The 15,634-nt window shown below is 47.8% G+C and carries 12 protein-coding genes; 1 reads left to right on the top strand and 11 read right to left on the bottom strand.

Annotation, left to right across the window (positions count from 1 at the left end):
- Positions 1-20 precede the first annotated feature (20 nt).
- From EPA93_RS46340 to EPA93_RS46300, 9 genes are all read right to left on the bottom strand, one after another.
- Positions 21-914 carry a zinc metalloprotease gene (locus EPA93_RS46340; RefSeq protein ID WP_129894061.1) on the bottom strand — a complete coding sequence of 298 codons (894 nt, stop codon included), beginning with the start codon at positions 912-914 and terminating at the stop codon, positions 21-23.
- Positions 914-1,975 (bottom strand): thiopeptide-type bacteriocin biosynthesis protein, encoded by a 1,062-nt coding sequence (locus EPA93_RS46335; RefSeq protein ID WP_129894060.1) that lies wholly within the window; start codon positions 1,973-1,975, stop codon positions 914-916. Before EPA93_RS46335 ends, EPA93_RS46340 begins: the two co-directional genes overlap by 1 nt.
- Positions 1,965-4,757, bottom strand: a complete 2,793-nt coding sequence (locus tag EPA93_RS46330) for a lantibiotic dehydratase (RefSeq protein WP_129894059.1) — start codon at positions 4,755-4,757, stop codon at positions 1,965-1,967. Before EPA93_RS46330 ends, EPA93_RS46335 begins: the two co-directional genes overlap by 11 nt.
- Positions 4,758-4,804: 47 nt before the next feature.
- Positions 4,805-6,454 (bottom strand): SagB/ThcOx family dehydrogenase, encoded by a 1,650-nt coding sequence (locus EPA93_RS46325; protein ID WP_129894058.1) that lies wholly within the window; start codon positions 6,452-6,454, stop codon positions 4,805-4,807.
- 48 nt (positions 6,455-6,502) lie between these two features.
- Positions 6,503-8,497 (bottom strand): TOMM precursor leader peptide-binding protein, encoded by a 1,995-nt coding sequence (locus EPA93_RS46320; RefSeq protein WP_165423849.1) that lies wholly within the window; start codon positions 8,495-8,497, stop codon positions 6,503-6,505.
- 250 nt (positions 8,498-8,747) lie between these two features.
- Positions 8,748-8,945, bottom strand: coding sequence for a hypothetical protein (locus EPA93_RS46315; protein WP_129894056.1), 198 nt, complete (start codon positions 8,943-8,945; stop codon positions 8,748-8,750).
- A 40-nt stretch (positions 8,946-8,985) separates the two neighbouring features.
- On the bottom strand, positions 8,986-9,174 hold the full coding sequence (locus EPA93_RS46310; protein WP_129894055.1) for a hypothetical protein: 189 nt from the start codon (positions 9,172-9,174) through the stop codon (positions 8,986-8,988).
- Between the two features lie 33 nt (positions 9,175-9,207).
- A complete protein-coding gene (locus EPA93_RS51300; RefSeq protein WP_129894054.1) occupies positions 9,208-9,411 on the bottom strand; it encodes a thiopeptide-type bacteriocin in 204 nt (67 codons plus the stop codon).
- Between the two features lie 36 nt (positions 9,412-9,447).
- Positions 9,448-11,658, bottom strand: coding sequence for a TOMM precursor leader peptide-binding protein (locus tag EPA93_RS46300; protein ID WP_129894053.1), 2,211 nt, complete (start codon positions 11,656-11,658; stop codon positions 9,448-9,450).
- A 519-nt stretch (positions 11,659-12,177) separates the two neighbouring features.
- On the opposite strand from EPA93_RS46300, the gene EPA93_RS46295 reads away from it, so the two are divergent.
- A complete protein-coding gene (locus EPA93_RS46295; RefSeq protein WP_129894052.1) occupies positions 12,178-13,404 on the top strand; it encodes a hypothetical protein in 1,227 nt (408 codons plus the stop codon).
- A 2-nt stretch (positions 13,405-13,406) separates the two neighbouring features.
- Here EPA93_RS46295 and EPA93_RS46290 read toward each other — a convergent pair whose 3' ends face one another.
- Both EPA93_RS46290 and EPA93_RS46285 read right to left on the bottom strand, forming a co-directional pair.
- Positions 13,407-14,624: an acyl-CoA dehydrogenase family protein gene (locus EPA93_RS46290; protein WP_129894051.1), complete on the bottom strand. Its 1,218-nt coding sequence runs from the start codon at positions 14,622-14,624 to the stop codon at positions 13,407-13,409.
- A 438-nt stretch (positions 14,625-15,062) separates the two neighbouring features.
- Positions 15,063-15,587 (bottom strand): hypothetical protein, encoded by a 525-nt coding sequence (locus EPA93_RS46285; protein ID WP_129894050.1) that lies wholly within the window; start codon positions 15,585-15,587, stop codon positions 15,063-15,065.
- Between the last annotated feature and the right edge of the window lie 47 nt (positions 15,588-15,634).

The following is a 15,634-nucleotide window of genomic DNA, read 5'->3' as shown; positions in this document are numbered from 1 at the left end:
TGAACTATCGGCTCATTGTTCTAGCTAGGACACACTCTTATAAAAATCGTTATATTAAATGAAAGCAGCATCAGGGCGCTTATAGCGTGAAGCAGGCTAGGTACAGGCGCTAGTATCCAGAATAGAGCGAAAGGTATCACTGAAAGAAAATTTACAAAGATACCAGCAAATGAGGCATAAACGCGGTGCCAACGCTTGTGAAAGAGCAGAACATCGTCTAGCTTGCAATAAGGAAAGATAACGAAATAGCGCCAGATCAGCCCTATTTCGCTTACCGAACCGCCAAAATTTTTGCAAGCCAGGCCATGGGCAAGCTCGTGGATAATAGTAAAGGACCAGACACATAACACAAACAAGAGATAATTCCAACTACTGCTTCGGGCTGCCCAGGCGTCAGCAACTAGCGCCGATATATGAAAGCCGACGAAAACTTCTAGCGACACAATACATAAAAGTGCCGGCAGCACAAAAGCGCGCTGGAACATGAACTGGAAATAGGGAAGCAGTTTTTCAAGAAAGCTATCTGGCTGCATTAACGGAAAGCGCCTGCGCAGAAACCCACGATTTTCCCTGCGTTTTCGCCTGTCTACCTCTCTTTTTAGCTCTTCAAGTCTTGTGACATTAGCCGTATTCTCCAGGAGTTGGCGCTTTTCAAGCAAGGTGAGGAGTCCTGCCCAGGATCGCCCGTTAAGGGCACGTCCGAACTCAGCAGCGTAGGCATCGCTCAACGCTCGCAAGGAGCGGCTTCCATCCATCCTCTCAAGCAAAAAATGTTCCTTCGTTCCAATGCGATAGAAACAATTGGTAAATTTGTCTTTCAGATAATAGACAGTTGTGCTCCCGGCACGGAGAGGTGGGCCAAGGATGATGTCATCGCGCAAGTGTGGTAGAAAATCCTTGCTGTCCTCGGACATCACAAACCAACCTCATGCGATGCCGAAACGCTTTGTAGTGCTGACGTCTTTTGTGCTTCTTCCAGGGCGCGTCTCTGTAGATAGGCGAGGTAAATCTCATCAAGGATCAGGACTCCCAGACGGTTATTGGTCATGTGGACATAGCTGCCCAGGAGAATGTTATATGCCTGCAGAGGTAGCTCTGGAATAAACGCTCGATTTTGTACACGATCCTGGAAGATCAATTTCCTTGCCGCTACCAGGATATCGATGCGCTCTCTCAGCTCACGAATATGCTCAATCCATGCGCGCTCTACTGAGGTTAAAGTCTCTAACTTGTCCTGCAGCGCATAGCTACGGATTTCAGCTATACGCTGCTGTAAACGGGAAGACATTCTCATGAATTTCTTCTCAAAAGTTGCAGCGCTAGAGGAGCTATCTTTGTGATAATTCTCCAGCCAATGGCTCTCGTAGTTTGTGAGAAACTTGATTACGCGTTGCTCATCTTCTAGCAGACCGAAACAGAGTGGAAGAGTTAGCTGAATAGAGAGGCCTAACAGGATGGTGCGCACATGCAGATTGGTCGAGCTTATTAATTTCAGCACAATCTCGCTCGATTTCTCAAAATGCCATTCGGCGACCTCAACACCCTCGCGGCCTCCATAACGGTTATACTCAGGCTCATAGTCTATATAGTGTAAAGAGTTATTCGGGCGCAGGGGCATTCTTCCCTCAGTACCATAGGTTTCATCCCACTTTTGCTGACCGTACTCTATAATATACATATCTTTATAAAAAGACTGCATTTGCTCATTTTCTGCATCATAGAGTGCAGGCCGTCTCCTCAGGTAAGCATTAATAACTTCCTCTGCCTCTCGCTTGACCCTTTCTTCCATGGCTCTTTCGGTGAGGAGAAGGCGTAAACGTACATGAGGTCCTTCTTGCCAATATCTAATGAAAAAGTAGCGCTGTATAAGGCCATGAGCCCGCAAGCTATTTACCAGAGGTTCCAGCATCTCTGTCAGCAGTGGTAAGGGATTACTTGCATAAAAAATGTGGATACTAAGCCAGTTATTCACCATGAAGACCTCCTTCAAAAGAGTTAGTTTCCCACACAAGCTCGCTAACGTAGGCCTGGCCATTATGCTTGAGCCAGAGCTGTTCACGATCTGGTAACATTTCGCTGATTACGATGGGAGTTGAAACATTACGCATAAGTGACTCCAACAGTGCAATCGAAAAATAGTTTTCAAAATCAACGTATAAGGGCTTGTAGGTACGCATTTTTTGCTTTGTTTCTCCTTCTGCTCCATCTGAAGAGAAAGCATTCCAAAACGGTTCTGGCGCTACAAAAACACATAGCGGAAAGCCATACTTTCTACGCCATCGGGAGACGTTAAGAAAAAAAGCTGCATCAGTCTGGCCGATCTCACGTCTAGGGAAGACCTGGGGCTTGACTCTCCAATGGGCTCTCTGTAAGACAAGATTCTTATATCTCAGGCGCGGATAAAATATGATGGATGCATCTGCATCCTCACGCTTGACGCCGTTCCATAAATCCAATACAGACATTGTGCTATATGAAAAATTTAATAGCACCTGCTGGATCTCTGGAAGGGCCAGGGGTACTAGAAAGCCCAGATAGAGCGGAATGACTTCCTTGCCAAGGCGCCGCGAGTAGAGGCGCAGCCGCCCTCCCTGGACATCATCCTGAATAGAGAGATCATTCAACGGAATCTGTTCTTCTGCAGGCCTGCTACTGATATCGCCGGGACAAACAAGTTCGTAGGCAGTCACTTGAGGATGTAAATTCAAATTGGTGGTGTCATAGCCTCCCTTGAGTTCTGCAAAAATTGCATCTGGCGGCTGCAGGCTCGCCAGATGTGCACGCAAACCAGCTATCAGCTGATGCTCATCTTCTGCATTGAGAAAGTGAGCGAAACGCGAGAACATCAATGTCAGCCCCGTATAGATGCGGTTGATCATCAATAATGGCTCGCCATTGACATTGGCAAATTGCGAGAAGAGTGTATGGGAAGAGAGAGGCCGGCGCTCAGCAGGAATATAAGGAAGAAGTGTCGAGATAAAATCATTATCCAGGCGTAGTTCCCTGGCTCCAAATGGAAGTTGCTCATAGGCTGCCTGTATATAAGCTATACTAGCCTGCTGTGCCGAATTAAGCATTATGAACTCTGGCTGCTGGAAGTAGTTGATATATTGCTTGCCCTGCTCTCTATCCTTGCCTGCTGCACCCATTCCTGTTGCCTGCAAGTAGTGTTCAAAGAAACCAAGGCGAAACTCGTAGGCAAACTCTAGAAAGTCATCGCAGCGCTCCCCCTCTCCATAGCGGGCCTGAAAGTATCCTCTTGTGACCAATCTTCTGGGCAGGTTCACATCAAAGATAGGCAAAATTTGCTGAAGTTCAGCCACTTGTTTAAAAATGCCTTTCCAGGAGCTTTCATTGATGTGCAGATGACGAAAATGTATAGCCGTATCCTCATATAACAGCGTGCGAGGAGATATAGTTTGTTCCTGGCCGAGTACGGCATAACACTTCTGGACCTGCTGGCTTATCTGGGCAAGCAGCTCACGACGATGCGAGATCGTAGCTGTAGCATAAATCTGGCAGAGAGTTTCAATCTCATCTAACAGCCTGGCAACTCGCTCAGCCTTGGGCGCCCCAATCGCGCGTAACCCTTGACAATAGCGGCTTATAGGGGATGCATTGTGAATATCTAGCTGTATATCAGGAACAATGAGTAATCCCAGGCGCAGGAGATGCTGTAAATACGGATCAATTTCTGCCTCTCCTCCCTGGCATGCTGGGAGGCTACAGATATCCTCTACGAGCTCCCCATAAGGTACCTTGCGGTCTCCCAGGCAAGTAAGCAGTGCAGTGAGTAGTTTTCCCACCGGGAGATAGAAGACGCTTTCATGGACCGCATCCAGGGCGATAGAAGCACCATCACCGGCATCTTCTGTCTCCTGAATACGACGGAGATATCTGATCCTATTGTTTTGAATGTGATAACCAGGTGTGAATTGGACTGGAAGATCCTGTCTTAGGCTATCACAGGAGAGCAGTAAGGAAGATAGTTTGGACAGGATAGCAACGTTCAGGCGAATAAAGCTTTTTTTCTCAGCCTTGTCGATCTCGTAGCTAATAAGCCGCCCGCGTTCATATGTATCCGTTCCGTCAGCATCTGCCACAAAAGTGCCAGAGTTGACAGTCGTAAATGTGCTAAAAGGGCTAGTTTTACAGGCGGTGCGTAAGAGATACTCGACTAAGGAGCGCTCAGCGGTACGGGCCGCGCGCCCGGGTCGTAGGTTGTCAGATGTCAGATATGAGCTTATAGCCTGATCAAGCGCCGAGCTTGAGAGGAGAACACCTTTGCGAAAGTCCTCAATCTTGACTATTTGCTTAAGCAAAATTCGTTTCCGGTCCATTTCTACTTGAAAAATCTCTGAGCCATGCGCAAGTACATACCGGTAGCGTTCCCAAATATCGGCCCACTCCTCTAGCCATTCGCGTGTGGGGGAAGAAAGTTTATTGGCTACATTCCTGATGGTAGAAGTATTATCAGGCTGACGCATGTTGAAAACATCTCGTTTGAGATTGAGCAGAGTGCGCCGTAGGCTGGTTTGCTCTTTGTGAATTCTAACTGCCTCATGCAGCGCATCGACGAGTCGATCCTTCCGCTCACCAAGCACCTGCTCAAGCGACAAAAGTGCCTCTATCCACTCGCTTGTATGTTCAAAACGTAAGCCATCTAGCACATTGAGAGGTAGGCCACCCATACGCAGCAAAAAATACGGTGTGAGAGTGCTCTGAAAGCACACTGGCTCAGTTTCCTGGACAAACATAGTTATAAGTATCTCCTTATTGGTAAAGAGCGTCTTCCAGCCAAAGATTAAAAAAGTTGAGCTTCAAATGTTGCCTTGCCATCCGGCGCATTTCCCACAAGCAGAAAGAGGATTGATCTCAGATCTGTCTTATCAAGACCAAGGGCAGTATTTAGCGCGATATTATCGAAACCAAGCGCCGCGCCACAGTTAAAGGAAAGAGCAGTAGCAGCCATATAGAGGTTCTGGGCCATAAGGCCTACTTCAGCATTGAGTATACGCAAGCCCCGATTCCCATAAACTTCAAATAGTCTTTCTGGTCTGCCAACAATCGCGACTAAAGCGGCTGTTTCGGAAAGATTATAGTTTTGTAAAAGGTAATACTCTTGTAGGAAGAGAGAAAAATCCCCTTGAGCCACTGACCAGAGGCAGTGGTATTGCCAATCATAGGCATAAGCTCCTCGCTGCAGTCCATGCACATTGTTGACAAAGATCATCAAGCGGGTAAAGTGTGGTAAGCCATGCTCTGTTTTCAGGTCAGAGGCATAATGGCCGCTGGTAGAGGCAAAATACAGCATAGTAGCAAGTTGATCAAGTGTGAGAGGAACATGGCTGGAAAAACGTCCGAAGCTTGATCTGCGCTTTTTAAACGTTTCTATTACATCATTTTGTAAAAGCTCAGTAGCAGGGCGAGGGAGAAGTATCTTCTCACCAGAAGTTACAAATTCATCGCAGCTAGCTCTAAACGCTTCTTCAGGGTCTGGTCGTAGCTCATCTGCAACCAGGGATGCAAGATGCACATTTTCAACCATTGGAAAGCTGATGATCTCCTTGGAGCGCTGAAAGCTTGATTTGCTCACCAGCGGCGCATGCAGCCTTTCGGGATGGGTATATTGTTGAGAGGCAACAAGAGAATCATCTGCGAATGGCAAATCCAAGCGAAGTGGAACGACAGCGAAGACGCTCTCAAAGATTGTTTCAAGGCCGAGAACTTTATTAAATTCTTCATCAGGATACCAGAAGAGGAACGGTAAATCCGAAGCGAAGGCCGCCGCCAGCAGGCGTAAAGATCCAAGCAAAGCTCCAAGATCCTGAGTGACAACATGGTAGCAGAAGGAGCTGTACTTAAATGAGTTCTTCCAGAAATTAAGCGAGATCAAGAGAAACTGCCGCGTGCTCATTGCCAGGGGATGGTTTGCCAGCCCTGCATGTATATGTCTGGTAACATCGCCGGAATAGAGGCGAGCCAGTGCATGATGAGCATTATCATAGTGATAGACCCCTGGTTGTAGCCTCCCTCCCGCTCCACAGGCCCAAAAGATTTCTGTCGGATACATGCCGCCACCAGAAGCAGTGCCACGTCCAAAGGCTGCCTGTGTATATCTGGCGCGCTTTTGTGCATCGCGATTCCAGTTCACATCTAAACGGCGGTTAATGGTTCCGTGCGCTAGTAGGAGAATGCTCGAAAGCTCCTCATATGTTATACCTCTGGGGATAATTGGCGGATTGTCAAAGCGCTCCAGTACCTCTGCCATCGATGAGGATGTTGCCGGTAATGCTATCGGCAAAGGGATACGTTCTACCTGTCGATAGACTTTGTAGCGCGAAGGTTGATCCCCCCAGTCAGGCCGAAAGTTCTTTGGCTCCATCGCCTTTCTGCCGCGCCAGAAGACAGCCTCAATGTAATCTCTACAGACCTGTATATTTTGATTTGACATACTATTTTCCTGTTCAAACAAAGCAGCTTCTCTCCAAGACAAAAGCTATTACGGAAACGGATGAGGAACGATGCTTCGCAGATCTATCTCAAAATCGGTTTCTCTATAGCCAGCCGTACGCGGAACGGTGCGCAGACGGGGAAGATGAGCCACCCGCGCATTCTGCCACCCAAAGTCGATTGGCAGAAGTCCTGGTACAATCACACTCGCCGTGCGGAGCCCAAAGCGGGCCTGTTCCGGGCTGGTCTGATCAACGACAATTACATCCATCCCTAGCTTCATGATCTCATCGATACAATAGAGCGCATCATCGCGCAAATCCCGATTGTGTGGCCGTATCTTTTCCCAATCCCGATATGTTTCTTCTAATGTACGAGAACACGGATTCTGGAAGAGGAAATCGCTATGTTTTGCCATCTCTGGCAGACCATGGAGCAATGCATGATGCCTTAATTCTGTTACTTGAGAGTAGTCATGCACCATTTCGCGTACAGCCTCTAAGCTGTTCTCTACATATCTATGGGAATGAGGCACATAGCTGGCAACCTCACAGAGTGCCGCACGTACTGCATCCTCAGGATCTAGACTGGCTCCGGCAGCGAGGACAAGGTTGCCTAAACCTGGCTCTCTGAGCTTAGCAACACCGAGTATTAACGGAATCCGGACATCGAGACGCATATCGAATAAGTAGAAATCGTAGCCGAGTTTTTCTATGCCCTCTAAGGCAAAGAGCGTCTCCGCTTGACAACAACTGCGCGGATCAATTCTAGGTGGCGCTAGCCTTGCATACCAGATCAGCATAAAGGCATCGCGCTCAATCAACTCTAGTAGCCCATAGAAAATAGCCTCTTCCATACAACTACCAGTAGCGCAGCCGTTAGAACACTCTTTGACAAAGGTGGCATGCTCATTGCTGTGATTTAGATAATATACAAGTTGCGCTGGTACCAGGATAGGCCGGGCATGTCGAAAGGAATATCCCCAAACCCACGGTATTTTTAGCTTTGGCGTGAATGGCACAAAGAGAGAGGCATGCTTCTGATAAAAGCTTTCTTCATATACACCGCATTCGCGCGGATCTAACGCGTGAGGGATAAGATTCTCATAGCAATCGGTAACAGTAATCAGCTTACTATGTGACGCATGCCCAACATAACGCTCCAGGCCTTCTAGTATTCCAACATATAGACTTTGATGATAACTATTTGCGTGACCTCCCCAGGAAGCATCAAGGCAGGTAAGCCTATTGCGTACATGAAAGGTTCCGGACACCGGGGCCACGAGCGGGTTAAGATGGTCAGGCACAGCCGCCGGTCCCAGCAGACCGCTAATAGGATTGATTAAACCTGACAGAGGTAGATCATAGTCTGTAGCTTTGACCAGGCGATAGGCGGAAATATCAGGTTTTGGCCGCGCGGATAGCTGGATGGTGGCCGCTGCGGGAGTGTCTGCTGGAAGAAGTGTACAGATTGGGCAGGCGGAATCTTTTAGCAAATGATATCGCTCAGTTGTAAGTGTTTTGAGGTTAAGTACATAAAAAGGATATTCCCCGCTTGGAGAGGCTGCTTGTTTATGCCGCCATGCATGGATCATTATCGCCCATATGCTCTCTATGGCAAATGGTGTCACAAAAGGATTATTCCCTATACATTGGAGCTGTTGTGAATAACGCAGTGCTGTCTGCTCTTCTTTTAGTTGATTGCTCTGCCAGCGCCTCTCAAGGCAATGTGGGCAGGGGGCATCGGGCCGCGCCGGATTATAGAGAGGACCAAGTACAAGCTGGCTACGATAGAATCTCAGCGGATAGGTGGGCGTTTCTTTCCAGGCAGGAGCAGGTTCAGTGATAATCGCTTCGCAGTCTTGCATACCCAATATACCCAGGCTAATAGTCAAGCCAGAGATGTCATCGGGCAGTTCTAAATCTCCCGCTGTGTTTATACGCTCAATCAGGCTTTGTTCAATACGTGATAAACACTCATGGCTAGCTGCGGTGATAGAAGTAATTTCGATGCGCATCCTGGTCCGATGTGCTAGTTCTAGCAATATTTCCACTCCATTCATAACAACTACTATGTCCAGGCCCATGTGCCGAAAAGCGACGACACTCAAGCATTGAGACGCTTTCTGGCACATGCATTTGCCTAAACAGTTGAAACCGGCCCGATTTTGTCTTATCACTTTGTGTAGTTCCCTTCTGAGAAAAGAACTACCCCGTGACTTAACGAAAAGAATTTGCCCTCTTCCTCTCGCCGAAATTCTTTCTCAGTTCCCGAGATGCCTGGAACTTCTTATGCTAGATGCAAAAACCACTACTAGTACTGCAACAAGTGCTGGTACTGCAATAAGTATTTGAATCTTGGGCGACATTGACCGCGAGGTCTTCAACCTCGAAGTCTTCAATCTCAAAAGTATCTACCTTTAATAAGCGAAACTCCTCTCCTATCCTTACTTCTAATTGCTGGAGTTCCTCTTTTAGCTCCTGAGTTAACATAAATTTCTCCTTGTAGTCCGAGTCACAATATATGGGCTTATCAGATACAGGAGGTAGTAGCGCTGGCGCTGGTGCTACAGATACAGCTACATTCACTGGAAGACTGAGGGGCAGCATGTTCACTATCAATAAGCAGATCCTCGATCTCGAACGTTTCCATCTCTAATTGGTCGAGATCCTCCTGCAACCCTGTCTCTATCAGGCTCAGTTTTTCCTTTGATTCCGGCATTATCATCAAAATGCTCCTGTGCAGCGAAAAAATTTACGAGCAAGAAGTAGTACTGGTACAGCTACTTGTACTGCTCGTGCTTGTACAGCTGGTCGATGTACACATGGATGGAGGCGTATTTTGTTCTGCGTCCATAAAATCTAAAACTTCAAAAGTTTCTGCCTCCAACTGATGAAGCTCTCCTCCGATCTCTGCATCTAATTGACCAATTTTTTCCTGGATTTCCTCAGATAGCATGAAAATTCTCCTTTCACCAAAATTGCTCAATACTCACTATGCTCGTAATGGAGCATTAATACGCGCTAGTAGAACGGTTCCACTCATAAAGGGACCTTTCTCCCAGATATCAGTAGTAGTCAAGTTGATAAATATAGCCTCTCTGCCATGCTCTTGCAGATAATGCGTCAGGTGCTCAAAGGGAGCGTCGGGCTTTCTCAGTTCATTTGCTATGTTCTTGTTATTAATGAGATCAGCAGAAAGCGCAATCCCTGGTACGAGGCTTTCATTGAGCGCTGGTATGTTTACCTCGTATCGATGATGCTGCAACTGTCCTACCAGGCTCGTTAGCGCTCTCCTTATAGCCTCACGAGCCGAAAGTGCAAAGCCAACAGCCGTAATCTGTTGCGCCGCACCATCTGTTGTAGAGGCCAGGATAATGTGTATCGGTGTTTCTGACTGTATTTCTAGCAGCGTATAGGGACGCTCAAAATGGGATGCACAACGGATTAAGAATGTAATAGTAGGACCAATGTCTTCAAGCATTTCAAGCGCAAGCTGGACAACTCTGTTATGCCCCTGTACAACCGAGAGCATTTCCTCATAAGCGTGTGCAGCGAGTACGCCATTGGTCAACAACTCATGAAAAGTTGCGGCTGTCCCCGATCCCATTGTAGTTTTTTCAAAAAGATAAGCGTGGTTGAGCGATGATAAGGAATAGACTGCCGCCGCAGGTATGTAGCAGAGCCGTTGTGAGAACAGCGCAAAGGCCGGAGACCACTCGCAGATGGTCTCGCCAGTAAAAGATGCGATGCCAGCCCAGGTCGTCAATTGTTGGGCAGGAACTGCAAATAGTCCACGCTCTTCTAACTGCCGCAAACTACCGGTGAGCAGAGCCCGCTTATCAGGTAAGCTTTGCACATAGCGGGTGCTGGCTTCCAGCAGGGCATATGAACGGGCTTCCAGCAGCGTCTCAGTGCTAAATGTGGTGACTGCAATATTTCCTGCAAGTGGACATGTCGGGGGACCAGCTCGCAGGTGGCTCATTTTTAATGGGAGCTGGATCAGCTTGTCATCAATAAACTCTTTGAAAAGCCCTGTCCGCTTATTGACCAGTGGATCAGCCTGGAGAAGCATCTCTTCATCCGAGGCAAATTCCTTATCATGTTTTCCTGCTATGATTTCTTGCATTTGCTGGATAGCGATATCGACGTCCATATGAGAACAAGATGGACAGAGGGGATGAAAAACTAGAGGGGCTGAATATGACTCTAGAGTTTCGAGATCTTGTAAGAGGATGCGCTCTTTTGTCTCCGCTGGCAGCACCCCGGTAAGCAGTTTGAATAGCTCAAATGCTAATCCGTTTCCAATTCTTCGCGCTTGCGGAACACAACAATTGCCAGTATTCCTGTTAATGCTTCTACCTAACGCCAATTCTCTCCACCTTGCACTGCTCTGCAACTCTTCTTCATTGGCCGCCAAGCGCATCTGTGCACAAAGCCAGCATGGCTTTCCTGTCGCTTCAACCAGGGGACCGATGCTAGCCCATTCCCCAAAAACAACTGCCGGTAGGAAAGCAAGGCCAACAAGGAGGCACCGCTGCTGCCATGCCAGAATTTCTTGCAATGTTCCTTTATCTGAGCAATAGGCAACCAGATCAAAGTGATCTGGAGAAATCCCAGCATGAAGAGTTTGAAGATCTATTAGTGTAAGTGTTGCCTCGACGTCATGTTGACGCAACAGCTTAATCTCTTTTTCCAGGATACTGCGAATAGAAGCGATCGGCTCATCAGAGCTAGCCAGCATAATTTCTTGCAACCCATTGCGCAGAAGAGAAATAGCGAGAGAAAGAAGGGTTTCTCCTGAGCCCACAAGCAACAAACGGCTCTCACGAAAAGCTTTAAAGCGTTCTAATGGGCGATCAACAAAATGATCTAGAAATTCGATCTGCGATTTGAAATAGTTTGTTTCAGTCTCTCCAAGTCGATCAGAAGCTTCGGGAACATAGTTTTTTATCACACCTCTCTGTAAAAGCGTCTCCACAAGTTGGGTCACCATCTCATGTTGTCCGGGTCCGAGGCCAGCGCATATCTCCTCTAACGTATGCTCCCCTGTCATATATGGGATGAGAGCTGAAAGCCAACGGTAGATAGACTTGCCCTTTAGCAGAAACGCTGTTGTGTCGCTGCGAAGAAATGCTCCTCCCTGGACTTGCAAAAAAACTGAGTCTTGTTTCAGTTTTGGGCGCATGACCATGGTATCATTCATGCTCTACCTCGTTTATCTCTATTCATTTCTGTCACTCCTCTAACAACGGGTAGCATCCCGCCAAGCTCTAGAGCAGGCATTCAGCATGGATGCCTATCTTCGAGCACGGGCCTCCTGCCGCCTGAATTCTAGAGCCGCTGATGTAAGTATAAAGGTCAATTTGTTCCATTCGATAGTACTTCGCAGTCCAAATTGAAGTTTATAAATTGCCATGACCGCCCGGGAAGGCTGGAGAGCTGCACTATACTTATTTTCCATCTTTTTGTTGCCCAACAAAGTATGAATTATATGCGTGGTATGTACCCGCTATTCCATAGCCAGGCATTATGTAGAGGGAGCGGCTTTGACTTTCTAAGGATATTATGAAGCTTTACCTAATATCACTCAGGTAAAAGAGGAAATTTCCTCTCTTTTTATCTGTATTTTAGTTCAGAGTCACTCTATACTCAAAGCAACCAAATATCCTTATTTTAGATAAGGAATCGGAATTCGGGGTAAATAGGGAACAAGGAAAAGAAGATGAATGATGCTTGGTTTCAAGCCTATGTTCTGTTAGCATTTCGCATTGATAAGGTTCTGCGGCTAATCGCAAAAGACAGTCTCCTGGTGGACTATTATTATGGCCCGCCTATCTGGAAAGCGCAGGTAGAGAACGAGCCACCTACTCCGGCTCCCGTGTTGTTGCAAAACGCCGAAGAACTCGGCGCGATGCTAGCACACCTTGACCTAGAATCGCAACGAGCCACATTTATCAACAAACAGGTCCGTGCTATGCATACCATCTGTCGGAGACTCTGCGGAGAAACCTTCTCACTAGACGATGAACTTCGGCTCTGCTTTGATCTCTCTCTGCCTCTCACTAAAACACCGGAAACAGAGTTCGAACAAGCGTGGGCCAGGGCCGAAGAGACCTTGCCTGGAACAGGAGATGTTCTAACCCGCCTAGTAGCCCTGGAGCAGCGCCTGGCGCTTCCGCCAGAACGATCAGAGCAGATTGTTAGCTTTGCATATCAAGCCCTCGCCGAAACACGCCGTCGCACACAAGCCTTTGTAGATGTTCCGCTTGACGAAGCCATCAGCGTCGAGCTCGTACAAGGACAAAAATGGCGTGCCAACAACCAATACCTTGGCAACTTTCGTTCACGCATAGACATCAATCTCGACATCTTCACTTCTTTTCGCGATATGCTACCATTTGCCTGTCACGAAGGCTATCCAGGCCATCATACAGAATTAGCACTTAAGGAACAGCAACTCTTTCACGAACGTGGGTATGTGGAACAAGCCATTGGCCTGCTTATCTCGCCACAGGCTGTAATCAGCGAAGGTCTAGCTACGCTGGCACCTACGCTACTCTTTACGCCCGAGGAACAGCAGCATTGGTTAACTGAGCAGCTTCTTCCCCAGGCAGGAGTGAAAATAACGCCTGAAGAAGCTCAATGGGAATCTCCCGTTGGTGCCTTATGGATGGGAGTGCGCAGAAATGCCATCTTGCTCTTGCACGAAGGGAGAAAAGAGGGCGAGGTGAAAGACTATCTCAAGCAATACTTGCGCATCGATGATAGACAAGCGCAACAAGCTCTCGCCTACTTTCAAAGGCCATTTCATGAAAGCTATACGTTTACCTATACCTCAGGAGCAACTTTACTGCAGCCCTGGTTGCAAGGAGCCGATCGCTTCTCCATTTTTGCCAGCTTTTTAGCAGAACCGTTAACACCTTCAGCCCTGCTAAGACAGGAGGGCTAATCCTAGCCATCTTTGCTAGATGGTGCGAAAAGGTCTTGTGGATCAGGAGGCAAACCAAGCTCAAAGCGGCCAAAAGCCTCTCCAGCAGCATCAAAGCTTACCCCTGTATGCCCAGCCATCGCATGGATATCGCGCCAGTAGCGTTGTAGCGGATTGCTCACATAATTGGAACCAGCTCCACTATTCAGATAGAGCCTTTCAATTGCATTTAAGCAGAGGCGCACAATGTAAGCGTAGTCGCGGCGCGTACGGTTATGTAATTCAGGAGAAATAGCTCTCGCTAATCTCAGCACCTCGACAGCGCGCTGTAGCAGGAGATACGCCGCATCGAGCTCTGCAGATGTTTCGGCAAGTCGGATCTGATGACGCGCCAGGGCAGCCACTTGCTGCGGCATTGGTTGCCTCCATTTGCTTCGACTTGCTTCTCGCCATATTTCATAGGCTCCCAGAGCAGTTCCAAGAATGGCAGCTGGCACAACCGAAGGGTAGGCAAGCGCTAATGGGATCTGATAAAGGGGACTTGGATTGAGATGTAAACCTGGGGCATGTCCCTGAAGAAGCTCCTGGAGCGGAACGCTCCGTTCAAACGGTACAAAAACATCTTCAACGACCACCTGGTTACTGCCGCTGGCTGCCAGCCCTGCCACAAACCAGGTATCCTGGATCTGGAAATTCTGGCGGGGAAGCAGGAAGGCCCTTAGCTGTGGCCCTTTATCTGCCGCCGATGCCGCGATTTTAGCGCTGAGGGCGATCCAGTGGCAGGAGTCAACCCCACTTGCCCATCCCCAACTACCGCTCAGTCGATAGCCACCGTCAGCCTCACTCGCCTGACCTGCTGGAAACAGAGAGGTTGCGATAAGTGCATCCGGGTTGCTTGCCCAAACCTCATGCTGGGCGGCTTCTGGAAAGTGCGCAAGCAGCCATGAATGGATCATAAAGAGCGAGGAACACCACCCGGAGGAGGCATCTGCCTTTGCGAGCTCAAGGGTCACAGGAATAACCGTATCGAAAGTAAGCTCATGTCCTCCCCAACGTTTGGGCGTCAAAAGGCGCAGAAGGCCGGAACGAACCAGGTCTTCTATCATTTCTTCAGGCTGCCGCCGTAAGGCCTCCGCCTGATTGACTTGTTGGCGAATAGTTGAAGCAAGTGTCTTAGCCAGTTCAATAGCCCGCTCATGGGTCATACTCTCAACCGGCGGTACCTGATTATTGTTACTCATGCAAGTTTATCCTCTTTTTCATCGATTCCCTTGGAAGTGAATAGTAGCGACCAGATCAGAGCCCACATCAACAGCAAATATTTTGCCCACATAGAGCTTCAAACTCAACCCAAGGAATCTACCAAGGTTATAACAGCATCCTATAGTGATGCTCAGAAGCATCAATTGCCAAGTCAGCTCTCGCCCATTCTAGAGCAGATTGCGAGGCGCAGACCACGACATTTCCCTGACGTTTCCCTGCCATTTCTCCCAAGGCTCAATCATTGTGGGCATCGCTGTAGAAATTGTCCAATGCTCGCTTCTGCTTCTTCAAATTACTGATGCTGCTTGAGATACATCTCTCCCTATTTTAACACGACTTGAAGAAACTTTCCGCCTTTGCATTCTCACAAATGTCGCCTTCCTCTCTCCCATCGAGCCCGCTCACTTCGGTTACGACTATTTAATTTTTCGGAGCAGTTGAAAACATGCCTGATCAAGCATATGCTGAGCAAACAGTTTGATATTTTCGCATGTTTCCAATAGCTCTCCCAAATTGTGTATGAGGGTAAAATGCTGCTTTACCATGGTATTTGAAACTAAGCGACCAGGAAGGCGGAAGCTTCTGGCTATCTGAGTAATTTTCTCGATAAGCATCTCAGAGGCAAAAAGTTCTGCTAAGAGGGGATAATACAAAGGTTTAACAATAGCAGGAAGACTTCCGGGCTCTTCAAATAATCTGTAGAAGGTGCAGATTGCGATCCTTATGGAATGAAGAGCTGTAAGCAGATAGTCACATTCGTCAGAACCAATTTCGCCGCTGCTACTAAATTGGTTACATAGGCGCTGTATATGTTCCTGGCTCTGAATAATTTCTTTTACTTGCTGGCGCACAAGGAGGTTGAACTCAACAAATGACAATATTTCAGGCTCTTTCCAGTCGTACCTTCTGTTGGAATGATGACTATTTACTCGTTTTGCCATCTCTCTTACTCCTGATCATAAATAGTCAGCAACCTCTGCGGTTCCTA

Origin of the sequence: Ktedonosporobacter rubrisoli (genome assembly GCF_004208415.1) — a bacterium.
Classification (GTDB): Bacteria; Chloroflexota; Ktedonobacteria; order Ktedonobacterales; family Ktedonobacteraceae; genus Ktedonosporobacter; species Ktedonosporobacter rubrisoli.
The sequence above is the reverse complement of the archived record's forward strand: the minus strand, read 5'-3'. Positions and strand labels throughout refer to the sequence as shown.

Bases quoted from the DNA above. Each gene is read 5' to 3' on its own strand.
- EPA93_RS46340 (WP_129894061.1), bottom strand. From the start codon at position 914: ATGTCCGAGGACAGCAAGGATTTTCTACCACACTTGCGCGATGACATC.
- EPA93_RS46335 (WP_129894060.1), bottom strand. From the start codon at position 1,975: ATGGTGAATAACTGGCTTAGTATCCACATTTTTTATGCAAGTAATCCC.
- EPA93_RS46325 (WP_129894058.1), bottom strand. From the start codon at position 6,454: ATGTCAAATCAAAATATACAGGTCTGTAGAGATTACATTGAGGCTGTC.
- EPA93_RS46310 (WP_129894055.1), bottom strand. From the start codon at position 9,174: ATGCCGGAATCAAAGGAAAAACTGAGCCTGATAGAGACAGGGTTGCAG.
- EPA93_RS46300 (WP_129894053.1), bottom strand. From the start codon at position 11,658: ATGAATGATACCATGGTCATGCGCCCAAAACTGAAACAAGACTCAGTT.
- EPA93_RS46295 (WP_129894052.1), top strand. From the start codon at position 12,178: ATGAATGATGCTTGGTTTCAAGCCTATGTTCTGTTAGCATTTCGCATT.
- EPA93_RS46315 (WP_129894056.1), bottom strand. From the start codon at position 8,945: ATGTTAACTCAGGAGCTAAAAGAGGAACTCCAGCAATTAGAAGTAAGG.
- EPA93_RS46290 (WP_129894051.1), bottom strand. From the start codon at position 14,624: ATGAGTAACAATAATCAGGTACCGCCGGTTGAGAGTATGACCCATGAG.
- EPA93_RS46285 (WP_129894050.1), bottom strand. From the start codon at position 15,587: ATGGCAAAACGAGTAAATAGTCATCATTCCAACAGAAGGTACGACTGG.
- EPA93_RS51300 (WP_129894054.1), bottom strand. From the start codon at position 9,411: ATGCTATCTGAGGAAATCCAGGAAAAAATTGGTCAATTAGATGCAGAG.
- EPA93_RS46330 (WP_129894059.1), bottom strand. From the start codon at position 4,757: ATGTTTGTCCAGGAAACTGAGCCAGTGTGCTTTCAGAGCACTCTCACA.